Genomic DNA, 18,918 nt, shown 5'->3' with positions numbered 1-18,918 from the left:
GCGGAAGTCAGGTTGTGTTTTTGTTTTCCTGCCGCAAGTGCAGCTGTATCAGCCGGCTTTTATTTCGATCTGCCGCGGTTTTGCCGCCTCTGATTTCGGCAGGTGGAGACGCAGGACGCCGTCTTTTAATTCCGCATTGACTTTGCCGACATCAATGGCCTGGGGCACGGAAAAGGTTCGTTGATACTCCACGTCGCTGAACTCCTCCCAGCCCGCAGCGCCGCTTGCCGTAATTTTGCGGATGGCGGAGAGGGCGAGTTTGCCGTTTTCTATATTGATGGTGATGTTGTTTTTTTCCACGCCCGGCATATCGGCGTAAAGCAGAATTTCATCCTCATTTTCATATATGTCGACAAGAGGCACAACTGCCGGCAACTCACGGCTTCTTTCCGGCATGGTTTCTTCTCTTTTCACAATATCGTTTCTATCGGTCATGGCAATTCTCCTTTTGTTTCGTCCGGGATATCAGTTGACGGTGATCTGTTTCGGTTTTGCCGCCTCTGATTTCGGTAATGCCAGAGTCAGCAGTCCATTCAGCAGCGTTGCCTTCACCTTGTCCGCATTGACATCCGCAGGCAGGGTGAAACTGCGGGTGAAGGACGTGGTGCCACGTTCCACCCGGTGGGCGGTGTATCCTTCCGGCGCATCCGCTTTTCTGGTGCCGCTTATCTCAAGATAGTTGCCCTGAATCTTGATGTTGAGGTCCTCTTTGGCAAGACCCGCAACTTCGACCTTGACTTCAAAATGGTCACCGGCATCGTAGAGATTTGTCCTGGGTCCGCTTTCCGTCACGCCCCAGCCGGCCGGCATTACCCGGAATCTGTCGTAATCAGGGAAAATCCGGTTCATTCTGGATTGCAGCAGATCCATGGCAGTAAACATGCGATCAATGTCATTCCACCGTGTCCACATAGTGTACCTCCTTTTTTTATTTTCATTTTTGGGATCAGACTTTTTTTGCTGCGCTTTTCTTTGATAAAAAAATAATTACATCAAGAGTGTTGTCAATGTCGCATATTTATTTTTTATGATTTTTTCTCATTAATTACTTTTTATGTAAAAATAAATATAGTAATATAAGATAACTGGTCCTGTGAGGGAGGTCATTATGGGAAAAACAAAAGACGGGGAAAATTCTTCCGAATATGCGGGATTGTTTATTTCCGCGGAAGGGCTCAAGGGAAAGCAGTCGGTGCGGGCCACCTTCAGGTTGCCGATCCATATCATTGACCTTCTGGGCATCGTTGCCGCGCATCTTAATCTCAAGCAGAAATCCCTGTTCGATCAGCTTGTCGAGGATGTGAGCGTGCTTGATAAAGTTGCGAAAAAGGCCCATGAGTACAGCCCGGAAAACGGGGAGCGGCGGCAGAAGACCTTTGTGCTCAGCAGGCGCTCCCTGGAGGTGCTGGACCTGGTTGCCCGGCAACGGAACATTCCGCGGGATGTGCTGGTGGAGGTTTCCATTCAGCGGCTGCTGCCGGTGATAGATGCGGAGCAGCAGAAGCAGAAGAACCGGGCCTTGTTGCATAAAGATATGGAGAGCTACCTGGCCCAAGGGGAAAACTTGCTGCGCAAAGCGCAAACTCTTCTGGGCGAGGATGATCAGGTTTCCGAAATGATGGCGGACATTGTCGGTATCTGCGCGAAAAAGGTTTCCGAGCTGGAAAGTATCATTGCCCGAGGGCAGTCCATGGAGCGTTTTGATGCCCATGGGAAATCCGGCCGGGAATTTTTTTGACTTTTTGCCCGGTGAATATGTAGGATTGATTCATCATGTCTGTGGAAGCGCGACCGGCAAAAAAGGAGACGCCAATGCCCCGGGAAAAACGCATATTCTTTTTATGGCAACCCGTGATCACCGTCATCATGGTCCTGCTCGGTCTGGCAACGGTGCATGCGAAAACCAGTCAGTACCACCTTGAAATTGCCTCTCAGGCTGTCGATATCACCGGCACGCCGACCACGGCGATGACCATCAACGGCTCCATTCCCGGTCCGGTATTACGGTTCCGGGAGGGGGATCTCGCCCGTATTCACGTCAGCAACAGAATGGCTGTCGAAACCTCTCTTCATTGGCACGGCATCCTGGTGCCCCCCGGCATGGACGGGGTTCCGTATGTCAGCTTTCCGCCAATCGCCCCGGGTACTACTTTTACCTATGAGTTTCCCATTCGGCAGAGCGGAACCTACTGGTATCACTCCCATACCGGTCTGCAGGAGCAACGCGGCGTGTACGGCGCCATTGTCATCGAGCCCACTGTTCCCCGTTTCCCGGCTGACCGTGATTATGTGATCCTGCTTTCCGACTGGGCCGATGAAGACCCGCACCAGATTATCCGCACCCTGAAACGCGGCAGCGAGTGGTTTGCCGTTGAAAAGGGCAGCGCGCAAAGTATAGTCGGCGCCATTCGTCTCGGCATGCTTGCCGATTATTTCAAGCGCGAGCTGGGGCGCATGCCGGCCATGGACATCGCCGATGTCGCCTATGACCGTTTTCTTGCCAACGGCAGCACGGAAATGCATCTTGACGCCCAACCGGGAGAAACAATCCGGTTGCGAATCATTGATGGCTCCTCCACCACCTTTTTTCACCTTGAATTCGCCGGCGGCCCCATGCGGATCATCGCGGCCGACGGTATCGATGTGGAACCGGTGGAAACGGAACGTTTGCTCATCGGCGTTGCGGAGACCTATGACGTGCTCATCACGGTTCCGCAAAAAGGCGCTTGCGAATTGCGGGCAACCGCCCACGATGGGTCGGGTTTCACCTCGGTGTGGCTCGGCACTGGTGATTCCCGTCCCGCGCCCGATGTGCCGAAACCGAATCTCTATCATGCCATGGGCGATCTCAGCCTGGGCACCCTGTTCGCTTTGAACCCGGCGGCCTCAATGGGCATGGATGATGATGCGGTCTCCGCCGGCATGTTCGACAAACCCGGCATGACGGCAATGGGCGGCATGGATGACATGGGTGACATGGGTCATGTGGGGCATGGCATGGACCGGATGGAGATGATGGAGAAACCGGTTATGCCCGGCATGGATCATGGCGCGGGTTCCCCGCATACGGGGCATGGTATGGAGAGTCATGCCGCCCCGACCACGGAAAGCAGGGGGGAAGGTGAAGCGGCGCAACCTGTTGTCAGCCACGCCGGTCATGACATGGGGGACATGGCGCCGCAACAGCAAAGGACAAGAGACCGGGGTGAACGGAACGGCAAAAAATACGGCGCTGATTTCCGGCCGATGGCTTCCGATGTTTCCTCGGCCGGCAGTCTTGCCATGGACGGCATGGATCAGAGCCGTCCATGGCCGCCTTATGAAAAATTGCGGGCCGTCTCCGCAACCGCCTTTGCCGGCAACAGGCCGGTGCGGGAAATCCGGCTAACCCTGGACGGGGATATGGAACGCTATGTCTGGTTTATGAACAACCAGGCGCTTTCCGAGACCGACGTCATTCCGGTGAGCCAGGGCGAGATTGTCCGTTTCATTATGATCAACCGCACCATGATGCATCATCCCATGCATCTGCACGGCCATTTTTTCCGGGTTGTCAATGGACAGGGCGATCATGCGCCGCTGAAACACACGGTCAATGTCGCTCCCATGTCCACCACGGTTATCGAATTTGACGCCAACGAAACCGGAGACTGGTTTTTTCACTGCCATCTCCTTTACCACATGGAAAGCGGCATGGCCCGCCTGCTTCACTACGATAATTTTGTGATGCCGGACGAGGTTGCCGCCATCCGTCCGCAACTTTACATTGATATGTGGCACTCCTGGGGCGAGGCTGCGTTGACAAGCAACATGGCCGAGGTTTTTTTAACGGCTGCCGGCACCCGCAACACCCTTTCAGCGGAATGGGAGTCGGGCTGGCAGCGTGTCGATAAAAATGAGTGGGAAGGATTTCTGTCCTGGGACAGGTATATCAATCGTTTTTTCACCGTGTTTGCCGGGTTCGATATGCTGGGGCAGGGCAGCGATACGGAACATTCCCGTGGAGTTGTGGGTGTCACCTGGCTGCTGCCGCTGCTGATTGAGTCCCGCTATTGGCTGGACAGCGACGGCGGCGGTCGTTTTTCCTTTGACAAGGAATTCGCCCTGACCCCGCGCCTGGCCCTGATCGGTGAAGCCGAATATGATACCCATGCCGCACAATGGGAAGGCAAGGCGGGCCTCACGTACATGCTGTCGAAAAGTTTTTCCCTGATCGGCCAATGGCATTCCGATTTCGGCTGGGGGGCCGGGGCGATCATTCGTTTTTAGGCTGGGTACATTTGTTTTTTTGTGTTGCGTCACAAAAGAAATTAAAAATATAAAAATGAATTACTGAGGAGTTTGATGTGGGAAAAGAAACGGATTCAGAGCTTATTGCTTTTATGAAGGAGTGGCAGGAAACGCCTGAAGGAAACCGAGATGTCTTTTGGCGTTTCAGGGAATACCTCGGTCGAAAAGAGGGAGTCTCCCTGGCATTCGTCCCCAGGCCGGGCCTCACCTATTCACTCCGGGCTGTCCATGCCGCGCAGAAAAAAAAAGGGCTTTTTGTCATGGTCGATGTGATTGAAGACAGCCCGCGCTGGCTTTCCGTGTGTTTTTACAGCGAAATGATAACCGACCCGGAAGAAAAAGGTGCTTTTGTTCCCGGTGGTCTGCTCGGTGAGGATGCCGTCTGCTTTGATATTGAACAGCGGGATGATGAACTTGTCCGCTACGTTGAAACCCGTCTTGATGAGGCCTGCCGCAGCGCTTCGAGCGAATAGTTTTTTTCCCGCGGCTTTTTGCGAGAATTCAGGAGGCTGGAGGCGGAATGGTTGATTTGATGATTCTTCATTCCGGCTTCCGCCCCCTGATTTTCAACGACGGCTCAAAATAACGTCAGATCACCCCATCGCCACGTTCGCCTGTTCGTATACGGACAGCCTCATCCACAGGGGAAATAAAAATTTTACCGTCTCCGGATTTTCCCGTGCGGGCGCTTTGCTCAAGAGTATTGACAATCGCCTCTGTTTGATTTTCCCGGCAAATAATTTCGATGCGCACTTGCGCCGGATACCCGAATGCAAAATCCGGACTGTTTTGCTGAACATACCGTTGAAATCCCCGTCCCATTCCACGGACTTCCGTCATGGTGGCGCCGGGAAAATCCTTAATCTGATGCAGGGCAAAAATAACGTCATCCAGCATAATGGGCTTGATGACGGCAACAATTCTTTTCATCGGATTTCCCTCCTTTTTTCATTGTAGTCTTCTATCCAGCTGTACACGGCAGGTATGACAAAAAGGGTGAGCATGGTGGAGGTGGTGAGCCCAAAGATAACAACAGAGGCCAGCGGACGCTGGATTTCAGCACCGATGCCTTGGGCGGCAAGCAGCGGCAGCAGGCCGAGAACTGTTGTGGCCGCAGTCATCAGCACCGGCCGCAAACGAAGCAATGCGCCATCCATCACCGCCTCGTGGATCGCTTTTCCTCGGTCTCGCAAGTCGTTGAAATAGCTCACCAGGACCATGCCGTTCTGCACGGCGATGCCGAAAAGGGCGATGAATCCGACAGAAGCGGGAACAGAGAGATATTCTTTCATGAGAAAGAGCCCGATTATGCCGCCGATAAGGGAAAGGGGGACATTGAAGATGATGATGAAGGCATGGCGGAATGTGCCGAATGTCATCCACAGCATGAGAAAAACGCTGCCGATGACAATGGGTACAATGAGGGCCAGCCGGGACATTGCCCGCTGCTGATTTTCAAATTGCCCGCCATATTCGATGGTGTATCCGGGCGGCAGAGTTATCGTTTCCGCAATCCTCTGTTGGATGTCCTCGACAACGCTTCCCATGTCCCGACCGCGAATATTTCCCTGAATAATCCAGCGGCGCTGATTTTTTTCCCGGTTGATCTGAATGGGGCCTGTCACCTGAAGCACTTCCGCAACCTGCCCGAGAGGGATAAGGTTATTGTCCGCCGTTGACAGCAAAATGTTTCGTATTTCCTGGGGGTTGTCGCGAAACTTCTCCTGATACCGTAAATGGATGCCGAAGCGTCGCGTGTTGAGATAAATATTGTCGATGACCTCTCCTCCAACCGCCATCTCCACCATCTCAAGAATCCGGCTGACGCTGACGCCGTATCGGGCACAGGCGGCGCGGTCCGCGACAACCTGAACCTGGGGCTGTCCAAAGCTCTGCTCAACGGACAGATCGACAAGCCCCGGGATATTGTCTATGGCTTTTTTGATTTCATCCGCTTTTGATCGGAGGATGTGCAGATCTTCGCCGTACAGCTTTACGGCAAGCTGTGCCTTGATTCCGGACAGAAGTTCGTCAAAAGCGTTCTGGATGGGCTGGGTAAAGTTCAATTGGACGCCCGGTACTTTCCGCAGTTCCTTATCCAGGGCCGCGATAAGCTCTTCCTTGCTGCTGAACCGCTTCCATTCGTCATGTGGTTTCAGGGTGATATGGACCTCCGCGTAATTGACGGGGTGTGGATGACTGCCTGCTTCCGGGCGTCCGACGCGTGATACCGTTTCCAGCACCTCGGGATACTTCAGGATTTTACGCTCGATTTCCATGACGGTTTCAGTGCCCTTTTCCAGGGAAATGGACGGCGCCATGGCAACACCTATCAAGATGGATCCCTCTTCCAGGGTCGGGATAAATTCCGTTCCCAGGTATTGCAGGGAGGCAAGGCTGAGGAGAAAGCAACCGGCGGAAAAGGCCACCACTGTTTTTTTGAAACGGAGTGCCATGGCAAGCAGGGGTCTGTATGCGTTTTTCAGCAGGACGATGAGGCGGAACTCTTTCTTCTCACGGTGTTGCAGAAGGAAAAGGGAAAGAACAGGCGCAAGAAGAAGAGCGGCGAATATCGATCCCAACAGGGCAAAGGACACGGTAAACGCCAGCGGGGAAAACATTTTTCCTTCAACGCCTTCCAGGGTAAAAATCGGCAGAAAAACAACGATAATAATTGCAATGGAAAAGACGATGGGCCTGCTCACTTCGCGTGCCGCTTTCCGGATAATCGTGAGTTTGGGTTCATTCAGCTCATTGCGTTCACCCATGTGGCGATAAATGTTTTCCACCATGACAATGGCGCCGTCACCAAGCATGCCGATGGCAATTGCAATGCCGCCCAGCGACATCAGGTTGGCTGAAATATCCTGCAAATCCATGAAGATGACCGCCAAAAGGGCGCATACGGGAAGGGACAGGGCAACTATGAATGCTGTCCGCCAGTTCCCGAGGAAAAGCAGCAGGACGAACAAAACCAGGATTCCTCCCTGCAGGAGGGCCGACTTGACGGTGCCTGTGGCGTTTTCAACAAGTTCGGACTGCTCGTAATAGGGAACGAGTTCCACACCCTCGGGCAGCGCCTTTGTCACCTCGGCCACCTTGGCATGCAGTCTTTTGATGACATCGGAGGTGTTTTCCCCATAGAGTTTCATGACGATGCCGGAAACGACTTCCTGGCGGCCGTCAAGTGTCACGGCGCCTCGACGGATTTCGTTGCCGTAATCGACATCAGCCACATCCTTGAGTAAAACCGGTGTGCCGTTGCTGACTTTGACCGGTATATTCTGCAATTCCTCAAGCTGCTCAATCAGTCCAACGCCGCGCACCAGATGCTCCTCCGAGCCGAGCACCAGAAACTGGCCGCCGACATTGCGGTTGTTTTCCTTGATGGCGGCCACCACGTCTTGCAGGGACAACCCATAGCGCCGGAGGGAATTCGGGTTTGCTTTCACCTGGTATTGCAGGACATGGCCACCCATCGAAAGGACCTCTGTAACCCCGGGAACCGTCTGCAGTTGAAATTTCACAACCCAGTCATTCAACTCCCGCAGCCAGGTGTTGACATCCTTGCCGTCTGTCCTGACTTTGTCGTGATCCGCCTTGAGATAATATATGAATATTTGCCCAAGACCTGTGGAAATAGGGCCCAGGGCGGGAGGTTCGTCCATTTCCGGTAATTCCGCCATGGCGCTGGTCAGACGTTCCGAAACAAGCTGACGGGCAAAATAGATATCAACATCGTCCTCGAAATAGACATAGACAACAGCCATGCCAAAGGCGGAGGTCGACTTTATCTGCGTGACTTTGGGCAGACCGTTCATGGCCGATTCAATGGGATAGGTAATCAGGCGTTCGATTTCCTCCGGCGCCATGCCGTGTCCTTCGGCAAATACCGGCACCATGACAGGGGAGATGTCCGGAAAGGCGTCCACCGGCATATGCTGGTATTTATAGATGCCGAGGGAAAGAACGGCGATGAGTCCGACGACGACCAGGCCGGGAAATTTGAGGGCAAACTCGACAAGTTTATTGATCATGCCGTCCTCCCTTAATGGCCGTGTCCGGCATGGGAATCCATGTCGTTGGTCTGGAGTATGGCTTTCAGCTCAAAGGCACCCTTTGTCACAATGCGCCGGCCGACCTGGAGTCCTGACAGAATTTCCACGTTGTCACGGTCATGGCGGCCGCTGACAACCGGAACATGGCGAAAGCCATGATCATCGGCCAGAAAAACGATCTCTTTTCCTTCAAAGCCCTGGACGGCATTACGCGGTATGACAAGCGGCAGGTTTTCGTCGGAAACACGGATGGATCCGGTGACAAAAGAGCCCGGCATCCAGTCGCCCCGGTGATTTTCCACGGCAATCCTTGCTGTTGCGGTACGGGTTTCGGCATCGACGACAGGACTGATTGCGGCGACCTTTCCCTCTGTTTTCAGCCCGTCCTGCGATTCAATGGCGACACTCATTCCCTGCTGAATGCTTGAGATATCGCGGGTCGGCACCTGCAGATCGACCCAGACCGTACTTAGATCGGCAATGGTGAAGACGGAGACGTCTTCTCCCACTTTTTCGCCGCGAGTAAGATGTTTTTCAATGATCGTGCCGCTTATCGGCGCGGTAATTTCGTATCGGGTTGTCCTTTCGACAAAGGCAAGGCTGTCGGCGAGAGGCTGGGGATGTGCCTGTTCATCGGTTGCGGGAAGGTAACGCGATTCAAACATCCTTGCTGCCTGAAGATATTTTTCTTTGCCCAGCTTCATGTAGAGATCCGCGGTTACCTGTTCAAAGCGATTGAGGGCTTCAAGGTAATCGTTCTGGCCGGCGATTTTTTCTTCATACAGTTTCCGTTTTCTTTCATATATTTTACGGCTTACCATGTATTCGGATATGGATTTGCCCAGTTCCGCGCTTTCAAGCACAGCCAGGACATCTCCTTTTTTCACCGTGTCCCCAAAGGTGAAATCGACCTGCACGGCCACACCGCTTACCCGGGGAACGATATGGGCGACGGCATCCTCATTCAGCATCAATTCTCCGGTCAAGGTAAGCTCCGAGTGGAGTTTCCCCGAGGATGCCGGTGCGGTTGCAATGCCTATTTCTTTTTTTTGCTCATCGGTGAGCAGCAACTCTTCTTCCTCGTGTTCGGCTTCCCCGTCGGATTTATCGACAGGTTCCGCGTGAGTGTCCTCTTCCTGGTCAACACGGCCGTCATGGTCGTCATGGGGTTCTGCGGCAGTGCCGTGTGGGGTTGCATGATTGTCGGAAATTTCCTCACGATCAGCGGGATGATCATGTCGTTCTTCCTGGGAAGCCAGCGGCAATGATACGAGCACACCGGCAAAAAATACGATGCTTAAGAAAACAATAATTTTGTTTCGCATGAGATATTCCTTACTCTGAAAGGGTCGGATGGTTCCGGGGAAATGATTCGGCAGCTTTTCCCGTGATCGCTTCGAGATCGGCCAACAGTTCTTGGTGTTCAGTCTGCAAAAGCAGATTTTGCCGTTTGACCTCAATCAGGGTTCGCTGCGAATCAAGAAGCTCGAGGTAATCCTTTTCTCCGGCTTGATAAGCCTTTGCGAGAGCTTCATATGCTTCCTGGGCGGCGGGGAGAATCGTCGTTGCCGTTGTTTCTAATTCCGCCGTGATAATTTGCAGGCGTTCACGCAGGACAGCCAGTTCCGCTCTCAGGCGATTGGCAGTGCCGTCGAGTTCTTTTTTGCCTGCCCGGATATGTTCCGAGGCTTCACGAATGCCGCCCTGGTTGCGGTCAAAAACCGGAATGGGTATGCTGAATCCTATGAAATAGGCGTGGTCGGAGGACTCATTAAAATATTTGACGCCCCCTTCGATTTCCAGGTCGGGAACGGCCTTTGCCTGGGCTAAGGCCAGTGATGCCTTGAACCGTTCGACCCGGATACGGTTGATTTCCATTTCAGGATGTCCCTGCGCCGCCCGCCAGAGTTCGTCTTCAGTTGGGAGAGGCTGTATTGCACGACCAACGGGTTCAACTTGATCGAAATGGACCTCCCTGCTGCCCCAGCTGGAAGCCAGCTCGATACGGGCCACTGCAAGCTCTCTCGCGGCCCGGGCCAGGGCGGATTTCGCCAAGGCGAGTTCAACAGTCGCTTTTCTTTCATCAAGCGGCGGGATATCCCCCAGGGCAATTTGCCTGATAATGACATCCTGGATATCCTGAAGCAGTGCGATGTTTTCATTTTCCAGGAGGAGCTGCTGTTCAAGGGAGTGGACGCGCTGAAATTTTTTCTTCACATCACGTGTCAGTGCCAGCATTTTTGCCTGCATTTGCAAGCCGGCGATAGTTGTTTCATATTCGGCGATGCGGACACGTTTGGCCCGTTTGCCGGCCAATGGTATTTCCTGGCTGATGCCGGCGCTGGCCCCGAGGGCATCAGCGTCCGAGAAGTTTCCCGATCCGCCGAATTCCTCGAACTCACTGAAAAATGTCGGGTTGGCGAACACTCCTTCCTGGAGCTGCGCGTTGTGACGCGCACTGATTTCGTGGGATGCCGCGGCAATGTCCGGATTGTTGGCCAACGCCGCTGCAATGGCATCAGCCAGGGTGATTTTGCCGGTCGGCTCGATGAATTTTCTTTGCTCTTTTGCCGCGGTATCGGCCATGGCCGCGGTAAATGGCGAAAGGCAGGATAAAATTAAAATGAAGACTATATGGATTGTATCCGGTTTCACAATGGACTCTCCTTTCTCATGTGATTGGTGCAAGACAACGAGTTGCGCCCATCCGTGGTGAAGGGCTGGGCTGCCTACTGATGACTTCCCTTATGTGCGGCAACCTGGATAACGGAGCCGGGAGGCGGGACGCTGTCGAGGTATGCGAGAAAGCGGGACGACCTGCCGTTTGAATGGGAATTTGCGGGGAGCAGAAGGGCTGTTGTTTGCCTTGTAAGAAGTTTGCCGTCCGGATCGATGACGTTGATGTCGACATGGCCTCGTATTCTGCCGCGGCTGCCTGATGCGCGGTTGACTGATCCGGACACGATAAGTTTGTCGTTTTTCTCGTAAACGTTCGCTGAGCCGACAACAATGCTGTTGCTCGCCGTGCGGAATTCCAGTTTCGCGGTATCTTCTTGCACCAAATTGCGGCCAAGAGGACTGCAACCGCCGGTCGAGAGTGCCATGCCGAGAGCGGCGAGCAATGAAATGCTTTTGTAGATATAGGGAATTGCCATGATGAAACCTCTCTTGTCGTTTTCAAAATTTCGGGTGTGTTAATAACCGGCCATTTCGTTGCCTTGGGGCGTGCGGCAAGACGAGCTCGCCTGCATTTGCATCACGCGATCTTTGCAGGGAAAGAGAGCCGCAGGGATCTTTTGTTTCACTTCAGCGGGTTGGATGAAGTGTGTTTGGGCAACGAAAATTGATTTTTTTGAGAAAAACGAGAGGAATCAAATAAGCAGAACAGTTGTCCGCAGGGAGGTGATGCTTTGGTCGATGACCGGTTTTTTTGCAGGGGGAGATGGATGGTCGGAATATGCGGCAGCAATGTGCGGCATGTCTGACTGTGAGCGGTACAAAGGGTTTTTTTCGAGGGTAAATTCGAATTTGTTTTGGCAGATGTGCTGGACTGCCGTGGTGAAAGACAGGGGAAAATCAATGCAGGAGCGGCACTCTTCCTCGCAGTGGTTCTCCTGCTCGATCCCGGGACCATGGCTGGTTTCTGTTGCGCTGTGAACCGGCAGAGAAGGGGTCGCGGTTGACTCAATGGCGACGTGCCCATCCTCGCCGATGCAAACAATGCCCGCATTTCCCAGACCGGGAAAGCTGCAGAGATACGCAGTAAGCGAAATGATCAGCGTCAGTGTTTTCAAGCCAAATTGCTTCATTGTGAATCGCACAGGGAGGCAGAAAAAGAAATTCGAGGAACGTGATTTGTTTATGTAACAAAAAAAATAATGCATATCTCCTTTTTTGTGACTCTTTTTTCCTGATTAAGTTCAAAAAAAATTCACGATGCGGCGGCAAGGAAAAAGAAAAGCCAGCTATCCTTGCCGGCAATCCGGTCAGTTTGCTTTTTTCCGGTTCAGGACATCCTGCAAATCGTTTTCATTGGTTATTTCGACGGCCGACTTTTCCCGGACCGAAGGGAACGTCTCACCAGGGGAACCCAGCCAGCAGAGGATGTCGTTCCAGACAACCTCCGCCTGCAGATCCCGCAGCAGCATGTGGTAGCCCTTTGGGTACACTAGGAGGCGCTGACGGTTTGCAAAACGCCCGTGCAGCCTTTGGGAGAAAACATCCGTCATCGGTTTTGGCGGGATGATCTCATCCCTGGCGCCATAAAGAAAAAGAACCTTCCTGTCAAACCGGGATGCTGCCGCGTAAGCCGCGTCCATCAGATTCGCCAGGCCGTATATCGCATCGATGCGTGACTCCTTGATGACCAGCGGATCGCGGCCCAGGGCGAGGAGCATTTCCTTGTTGTCGGAAGGAGTGATGTCGAGCCCTTTTCCTGACAACCGCAGCCAGGGCATGATCCGGACCCCCAGCCACAGCGCCCAGCGTTGATAAAAGGGCATGGTGTCACGCGACCAGACCGCCGGGGCCACCAGGATCACACCGTCCCCGGGCAGGGGATTTTCCGGTCTGTCCGCCGCCATGATCAGCGCGCCGCCCATGCTGTCGCCAAGCAGATAGAGCGGGATATCCGGATGGCGATTTTGGGCGAGTTGGAGAATGGTTCGGAGATCCCGGACCATGGCTTCGTGGCCGTGCCATTTGCCGGGGTGGGGAGCGCTGCCGAATCCCCGCTGGTCATAAGCATAAACACCGATACCCCTGTCATTGAAAAACGCGGCGGCATCCTTGATAAAATTGGAATAATCATTGTAGCCGTGCAGGGCGACCATGATTGCCTTGGGAGAAGCGGACGGCAGCCAGGTTTTGAGCGGCAGTTCGGTGCCGTCGAAGCTGATGAAAAGGGTGTCTGTCAGTCGCGGTTCCGTCATTGTTTTCCCCGGAATTGTGAAATGCGGCGCGCAGGCCCACAACAGGCAGCCTGACAGCAAAAGAAGCAATGATCTCGGGAAATTCATGTTTTTACGGTATGAGAAGTGACGATCCGGCCGGTTTTTTTATATTGGTGGGAGAATACCTTATTTGCTCGGACAATTCAGGAAATATCCGCACGGGTTTGCTTTTTTTCTTGCCCCTGATTTGAATTTTTTCACCGGCGGATCGTTAATGCATGTTGTTTTTCAGGCGGATTTGTTTTAATCATGGAGGAAACGGGCGTGTCGGAAGAGTTGCATTGCGGATGGTGCTCAGCAATGGTTGAACCAATCCGCAGGGCGGCGCCCCCGGTCAATGGAGAGGTGTCAGAGCGGCCGAATGAGCCGGATTCGAAATCCGGTGTACCCGTGAGGGTACCGTGGGTTCAAATCCCACCCTCTCCGCCAAATCAGCATCCAACAAGACCCAGCAACACACAGAAACCCGCTTCCAGAAAAGGAAAGCGGGTTTTTTGTTTCCTGTGCAGTCCGAAGAAAGCCATTAGCTCAAACGCAAAAAACTTGCGCCAAAGTCAACTTTTTGTTTATTATGGGAATATGACATTCAACCCGGCAGAAGAAATCGACAACGAAAAAGCACACTCCATCATCCGGGATATTGTTTCCGGCGGCGAGGTTATTGTCAGTAGCCACGCCAAGAAAAGGATGATAGAGCGCCGATATTCAATGCAGGATGTTGAGCATATCTTGACGCGGGGGAAAATTACGAGAAAGGAATTGAAAGATACGACACACAGTTGGGCCTACACGATAAAAGGCGATGATCTTGAAGGCGACGAGGGCGGAGTTGTTACTGTCATTGTCAGCCGTCAGGCTTGCGCCATAATAACCGTTTTGGGCTGAAAGGCGGACACGATGAATAAATGCTACTCATGCGGCGGGGAACTAAAGGTAATTAAAGACAAGCCATACCATTACGAGGAGTGCGGGCTTGATGTCGTCTTGCACGGCATAACGCAATATTCTTGCCCGTCATGCGGTGAAGGATACGCCTCAATCCCGAAGATGCAAAAACTGCATAGGCTCATAGGCGCGTATATCTGCCAGAAGAGAAAAGCACTGCTGCAACCTGAAGAGATAAAATTTTTACGAAAGGATTTGCACTTGAAAGCCAAAGAATTGGCGGCTCTGCTTGGCGTGACCGCCGCGACCGTTTCGCGATGGGAGAACGGGAAAAAGGAAATAGGCGAGGCCCACGACCGGCTTTTCCGGTCCGTCTATATGATGTATGCTTCGGAGCAGGCACAGCACATGATTTGCGGCGGTGTCCTGGATATGTTCAAGGAACTTCCCGCCAAAAGGAAAAAGATCAAACGGGCGAGGGGGCTTGAGTTCAATCCGCAAGAGTGGCTGAACGCCTTTCCGGATTTTTGCCCCGCATGATTTTACTACTCAAAAGGGCCTGCATTCAGTGCAGACCCTTTCTGCTTCCCGCATCTTTGGATAAAGTTCTTGCGTGAAAAAATAACCGTTGGTATGGAAAGAGCGAATAAGGTCAACCCATTCACCGGCGACACAAACGGGTAGGATAACGGGTAGAAATTTTAAACAAAACATAAAAATGCATTAATTTAAAGGTGTTGCGCTGCGGATTGGACAGCCACCCTCTCCGCCATTTATTGGAAATACCCCTGGTTCAATCTTTTTTCCCCTCACGGAGTGTCAGTATGATAGTGCTCGGAATATCAGGATCACCCGTCAAAAACAGTAACACGGATCGCGCGGTCAGGATGGTCATGGAGGCAACCATGGCCGGCAAACAGTGGTTTTATAAGCTGAGCGATTATACGATAAGTCCCTGCAATGCCTGCCTGGGCTGTGTAAAAACCAATCGTTGCATCATTGCTGATGATGGTGTCATGCTGGCGGAAAAGGCATTCAAGGCGGATATTGTCATTGTCGGCGGCTATACGCCGTATTCCTCGCTGGACAGTCGCACCAAGGCCTTCATGGAGCGGCTTTATGCCCTGCGGCATCGCCATGGGTTGATGGCCGGCAAGCCGGGAGCCGCGGTTGTCACCTGCGCTGTTCCGCCGGGCAGGGAAGGCATGCCGCCCGCCGGTGAAAACGGCCTTCAGGCCATTCGGTTTTGTATGATGGAGGAGGGGATGCGTTACGTGGGGGGAGTTTCCGTGCTTGGGAATGTGCCCTGCGTTAAATGCAAAAGCGGCAGCCAATGCCGGGTTTCAGGCGTCAAGATGATTCACGGCCCGGATGCCGCGGCGGAGAACGTGGGCATAAACACCCTGGAGCAAAATCCGGAAACCGTGGCGGCTCTCAGGAAGCTCGGACGGGATCTGGCTGCGGCTTATTACGGTGAGTAGGCGCGAACCTGCGGTCGCGCCACGTCATGTCGAATTTTGGAAAAAATCTGCCGGAATTTCCGGGGATGCTTTCCCGCTAGAATCGGCGGCCCCGTCGGGTAGGTTTCTTGCGTTGCGGTTCGGCCTGGATGACTTTGATGACACGGCCGTGAAGGGTGCTTTTGTTCAGGGACTTGATAACCACGTCAGCCTCTGAATTGTTCGGCATGTCGATGAAACCGAACCCCTTTGACTGACCGGAGAATCTGTCCTTGATAAGGTTGATACTTGCAACCTCGCCGTATTGTGAAAACATTACCTTCAGCTCATCTTCATTCACTGAAACGGGCAGGTTGCTGACATAAATATTCATTTGTTTTTTCCTCGGTAAGGTACGTTCATTGCACTAACGCCATCCCCCCAAACGCACAAAAATGATCGACAGCGGCACAGAGTACAGGGACTCTTCAATATGAAATATGTAAAAAGAACTCGCCCCATGTCAGGGAGGACAAGAGGGAAAATTCAATAAAAATTTTACGATAACACAGGTGGAAAAAAAAAGGACGCTTTTTTGCAAAGAAAACAGAGATGCCCTCCCGGCGTCACAGGGGCAGGGGCCATGGAGCTAACTTGTGCTGCAGACCAGAATCTTGCTTCCCTCTTTAAAGGTGACTTCTATTCTGGTGGAATTTATTTTTTTGGTCACCACCCCGAATCCGAAGGTGGGATGATTGAGCAGGTCGTTGGAGTTGAAATCGCCACTCATGCTGTAGGGTTTGGCCGTGGCGATGTCTTGGCCGGCCAGAATTTCATCAAACAGGGCCGCAGCCGTCATTCCTTTGGTCATGCGGGGCTTGGCGATTCGACCGCCGGCAACGATTTTCCCCGCGGAGCGGCGCAGGGTCGTGGCCTTTTCGACAATGGGTGGACGGTAGTTGTGGCGACTGCCGCAGGTGTTGCATTGCACCTTTGCAACCTGCCCGGCGATCATGGCGATGATGGTATGATTGGTGACGGCCTTGCATTTCAAGCAACGGGAATCAATATCGTCGCCGGCTGAAGTTTCATTGCTGGTTGTCACAGGGAGATTCTCCTTTCAGTGAGTACGTTAAATAATAGTCTCCGCCTGGGCGGCATTCTGGAAACCACTCCCATAAAGACGAACCTCTTTATTTAATATGAAATCCAGGAAAAAGCCAGATATATTTCATGAGCCGGCAAGGCGAGCCTTTTGAGGGCGGGAAACGTGTTCGTGAAATTATTATGTAAAATTATTCTGTTGCCATTATGAAATTATCGAGTTATAAATGCTGGAAATAATATTTGGAGTAAAAGCATATTCCTTTCACGTTATATTCCCGCCACGTTGTTGCATTTGCCTGGTTTGCTATCGTTAAAGTCGTCTGCCGACCACTTACAAAGGAGAGCATATTGCGGCTGTATGCCCGAACCAGGTTCACTATATGATCGAGACCCCAGCTGGAATCATTCTTCGCATCCCTTGTCGCGTGTTGATAAATCGCCGAAATACATCGATTATTTTGCCAAGCAGTCAAAATGTTTTGGTTTTGCAGGAATGGTAAAACGTACCGTTGGCCACAACGCCGGTGCAACACTGAATGACGGGATTCGCGACAGGCGGCTCATGGCAACAAGCACCCTGTATCCGGGGCAAACGACCCGGACCGGGTTGAAAAATGAGCGTCAGGCTAAAAAACATTCACGGAGAAGTCCGAAGCATTCCTCACCGAGGATATTGAAATCCTCCCTGAAGTTGTCTGGCACTTTTCATCTTTTTCCCACAACCGACTGAAAATCCTGATTAAATAAATAATAAACAGATTAACGCGGCAGAGACTGCCGCGTGACAAGGTGCACCTTTTCGGGAACAATCCCGGCGCATCATTTTTTAACCCAAAGGAGTTACATGAGTTTTACAAAGTTTAATTTTCACCCGAAGATTCAGGCCGCAGTTGAAAATTGCGGCTACACCATCCCCACCCCTATCCAGGAAAAGGCTATCGGCCCGGTTCTCGCCGGCAAGGATATGCTTGGCCTGGCTCAGACCGGTACCGGCAAAACAGCGGCCTTTGTGCTGCCCACCCTGGAACGCCTCATGAACGGTCCGCGAAAAAGAGTCCGCGCCCTTATTGTGGCACCGACCAGAGAACTTGCCGAGCAGACTCACCAGTATTTCGGCAAGATGGCCCAAGGCATCGATCTTGAAAGCGCCGTTATTTATGGCGGGGTCAGTAAATACGCACAGGCCAAGCGGATTCGCGAGGGCGTTGAAATCATTGTGGCCTGCCCCGGCCGCCTGCTCGATCTTGTCAATGATGGGTCCATTGACCTGAAAATGGTTGAGATTCTCATCCTTGACGAAGCGGACCATATGTTTGACAAGGGCTTTTTGCCCGATATCCGCAAAATCATGAAACAGTTGCCCAGAAAACGGCAGACACTGATCTTTTCAGCAACCATGCCGGCCGAGATCCGTCACCTTGCCGAGGATATCCTTACCAATCCGGAAACCGTGCAGATCGATCATGACCGTCCGGCAACCACTATTACGCACCTGCTTTATCCTGTGGAGCAAAGTTCCAAAACCGCTCTCCTGCGAAAAATTCTGCAGGAAAAACAGCCGACTTCAACCATCGTTTTTACCAGAACCAAGCACAAAGCCAAGACTTTGGCCCTGCAATTGGAAAAAACGGGCTGCAGATCCGTTTCCCTTCAGGGCAACATGTCCCAGCAGAAACGTCAACTTGCTCTTGATGGATTTAAAAGCGGCAAGTATACTATTCTCGTAGCCACCGACATTGCGGCACGCGGTATTGATGTTTCCGGGATTTCCCATGTGATTAATTTCGATGTCCCGAGCACGGCGGAAACCTACACCCATCGCACCGGCCGCACGGGGCGCGCTTCACGCACGGGAACGGCTCTTACCTTTGCCACCAGCGAGGACCGCAAAATGATTTCTCTCATTGAGAACAATCTCGGCAAAAAAATGGACCGGGAGGGGGCCTTTGTTTGTGCCTGTGGCGCGGAAGATGATGTCCGGGAAGAAAAAAGAGAAAGATTTTCACGGGACGTGCCGAGAAGAAAGAAAGCGGCCGCCCCGGTCAGTCGCGGCAAAAGCCGAACCGGCAGGGGGCCTTCCTCTGTTTTCGGCATGAGCAAAACTGCGCAGCGATAACAGTTTTTGTCTGGACACCCAGACTTCTAGTCGAAGTATCAAATGATGCCTCGGCTCTTTAACAAAGAGGT

At 52.6% G+C, this 18,918-nt stretch carries 18 protein-coding genes and 1 tRNA gene; 8 read left to right on the top strand and 11 right to left on the bottom strand.

Annotated features, from left to right (window positions below):
- Positions 1–48 precede the first annotated feature (48 nt).
- The gene (locus BM485_04565) at positions 49–435 is read right to left on the bottom strand and encodes a heat-shock protein (GenBank protein OKY76507.1); all 387 of its coding nucleotides are present in this window, start codon (positions 433–435) and stop codon (positions 49–51) included.
- Positions 436–465: 30 nt separating this feature from the next.
- Positions 466–912, bottom strand: coding sequence for a heat-shock protein Hsp20 (locus BM485_04560; protein OKY76506.1), 447 nt, complete (start codon positions 910–912; stop codon positions 466–468).
- A 196-nt stretch (positions 913–1,108) separates the two neighbouring features.
- Here BM485_04560 and BM485_04555 point away from each other — a divergent pair, with 196 nt between their 5' ends.
- From BM485_04555 to BM485_04545, 3 genes are all read left to right on the top strand, one after another.
- The gene (locus BM485_04555; protein OKY76505.1) at positions 1,109–1,738 is read left to right on the top strand and encodes a hypothetical protein; all 630 of its coding nucleotides are present in this window, start codon (positions 1,109–1,111) and stop codon (positions 1,736–1,738) included.
- 74 nt (positions 1,739–1,812) lie between these two features.
- The gene (locus BM485_04550; protein OKY76504.1) at positions 1,813–4,269 is read left to right on the top strand and encodes a hypothetical protein; all 2,457 of its coding nucleotides are present in this window, start codon (positions 1,813–1,815) and stop codon (positions 4,267–4,269) included.
- 113 nt (positions 4,270–4,382) lie between these two features.
- Entirely contained in the window at positions 4,383–4,763 is a 381-nt protein-coding gene (locus BM485_04545) for a hypothetical protein (protein OKY76629.1), read from the top strand.
- A 115-nt stretch (positions 4,764–4,878) separates the two neighbouring features.
- Here BM485_04545 and BM485_04540 read toward each other — a convergent pair whose 3' ends face one another.
- From BM485_04540 to BM485_04510, 7 genes are all read right to left on the bottom strand, one after another.
- Entirely contained in the window at positions 4,879–5,220 is a 342-nt protein-coding gene (locus BM485_04540; protein ID OKY76503.1) for a hypothetical protein, read from the bottom strand.
- Positions 5,217–8,327 carry a metal transporter gene (locus BM485_04535; protein OKY76502.1) on the bottom strand — a complete coding sequence of 1,037 codons (3,111 nt, stop codon included), beginning with the start codon at positions 8,325–8,327 and terminating at the stop codon, positions 5,217–5,219. The genes BM485_04540 and BM485_04535 overlap by 4 nt, the downstream gene beginning before the upstream one ends.
- Before the next feature lie 11 nt (positions 8,328–8,338).
- Positions 8,339–9,673, bottom strand: a complete 1,335-nt coding sequence (locus tag BM485_04530; protein ID OKY76501.1) for a hypothetical protein — start codon at positions 9,671–9,673, stop codon at positions 8,339–8,341.
- Between the two features lie 10 nt (positions 9,674–9,683).
- On the bottom strand, positions 9,684–11,003 hold the full coding sequence (locus BM485_04525; protein ID OKY76500.1) for a hypothetical protein: 1,320 nt from the start codon (positions 11,001–11,003) through the stop codon (positions 9,684–9,686).
- A gap of 74 nt (positions 11,004–11,077) precedes the next feature.
- Positions 11,078–11,503 carry a hypothetical protein gene (locus BM485_04520; protein ID OKY76499.1) on the bottom strand — a complete coding sequence of 142 codons (426 nt, stop codon included), beginning with the start codon at positions 11,501–11,503 and terminating at the stop codon, positions 11,078–11,080.
- A gap of 216 nt (positions 11,504–11,719) precedes the next feature.
- Positions 11,720–12,232 carry a hypothetical protein gene (locus BM485_04515; protein OKY76498.1) on the bottom strand — a complete coding sequence of 171 codons (513 nt, stop codon included), beginning with the start codon at positions 12,230–12,232 and terminating at the stop codon, positions 11,720–11,722.
- A gap of 102 nt (positions 12,233–12,334) precedes the next feature.
- The gene (locus BM485_04510) at positions 12,335–13,366 is read right to left on the bottom strand and encodes a hypothetical protein (protein OKY76497.1); all 1,032 of its coding nucleotides are present in this window, start codon (positions 13,364–13,366) and stop codon (positions 12,335–12,337) included.
- 273 nt (positions 13,367–13,639) lie between these two features.
- Here BM485_04510 and BM485_04505 point away from each other — a divergent pair.
- From BM485_04505 to BM485_04490, 4 genes are all read left to right on the top strand, one after another.
- A tRNA-Ser gene (locus BM485_04505) sits at positions 13,640–13,729 on the top strand.
- 150 nt (positions 13,730–13,879) lie between these two features.
- Entirely contained in the window at positions 13,880–14,185 is a 306-nt protein-coding gene (locus tag BM485_04500) for a hypothetical protein (GenBank protein ID OKY76496.1), read from the top strand.
- Positions 14,186–14,197: 12 nt separating this feature from the next.
- Positions 14,198–14,725: a hypothetical protein gene (locus BM485_04495; protein OKY76495.1), complete on the top strand. Its 528-nt coding sequence runs from the start codon at positions 14,198–14,200 to the stop codon at positions 14,723–14,725.
- Between the two features lie 284 nt (positions 14,726–15,009).
- The gene (locus BM485_04490; GenBank protein ID OKY76494.1) at positions 15,010–15,666 is read left to right on the top strand and encodes an NADPH-dependent FMN reductase; all 657 of its coding nucleotides are present in this window, start codon (positions 15,010–15,012) and stop codon (positions 15,664–15,666) included.
- 76 nt (positions 15,667–15,742) lie between these two features.
- Here BM485_04490 and BM485_04485 read toward each other — a convergent pair whose 3' ends face one another.
- Positions 15,743–16,018 (bottom strand): RNA-binding protein, encoded by a 276-nt coding sequence (locus BM485_04485; protein OKY76493.1) that lies wholly within the window; start codon positions 16,016–16,018, stop codon positions 15,743–15,745.
- A 255-nt stretch (positions 16,019–16,273) separates the two neighbouring features.
- Complete coding sequence (locus BM485_04480; GenBank protein OKY76492.1) at positions 16,274–16,729, bottom strand: hypothetical protein; 456 nt, start codon at positions 16,727–16,729, stop codon at positions 16,274–16,276.
- 846 nt (positions 16,730–17,575) lie between these two features.
- Between BM485_04480 and BM485_04475 the strand changes: the two genes are divergently transcribed.
- Entirely contained in the window at positions 17,576–18,847 is a 1,272-nt protein-coding gene (locus tag BM485_04475; protein OKY76491.1) for a DEAD/DEAH box helicase, read from the top strand.
- Positions 18,848–18,918: the final 71 nt, after the last annotated feature.

The organism is Desulfobulbaceae bacterium DB1 (genome assembly GCA_001914235.1).
GTDB lineage: Bacteria > Desulfobacterota > Desulfobulbia > Desulfobulbales > SURF-16 > DB1.
This window is presented reverse-complemented; position numbering and strand designations above follow the sequence as displayed.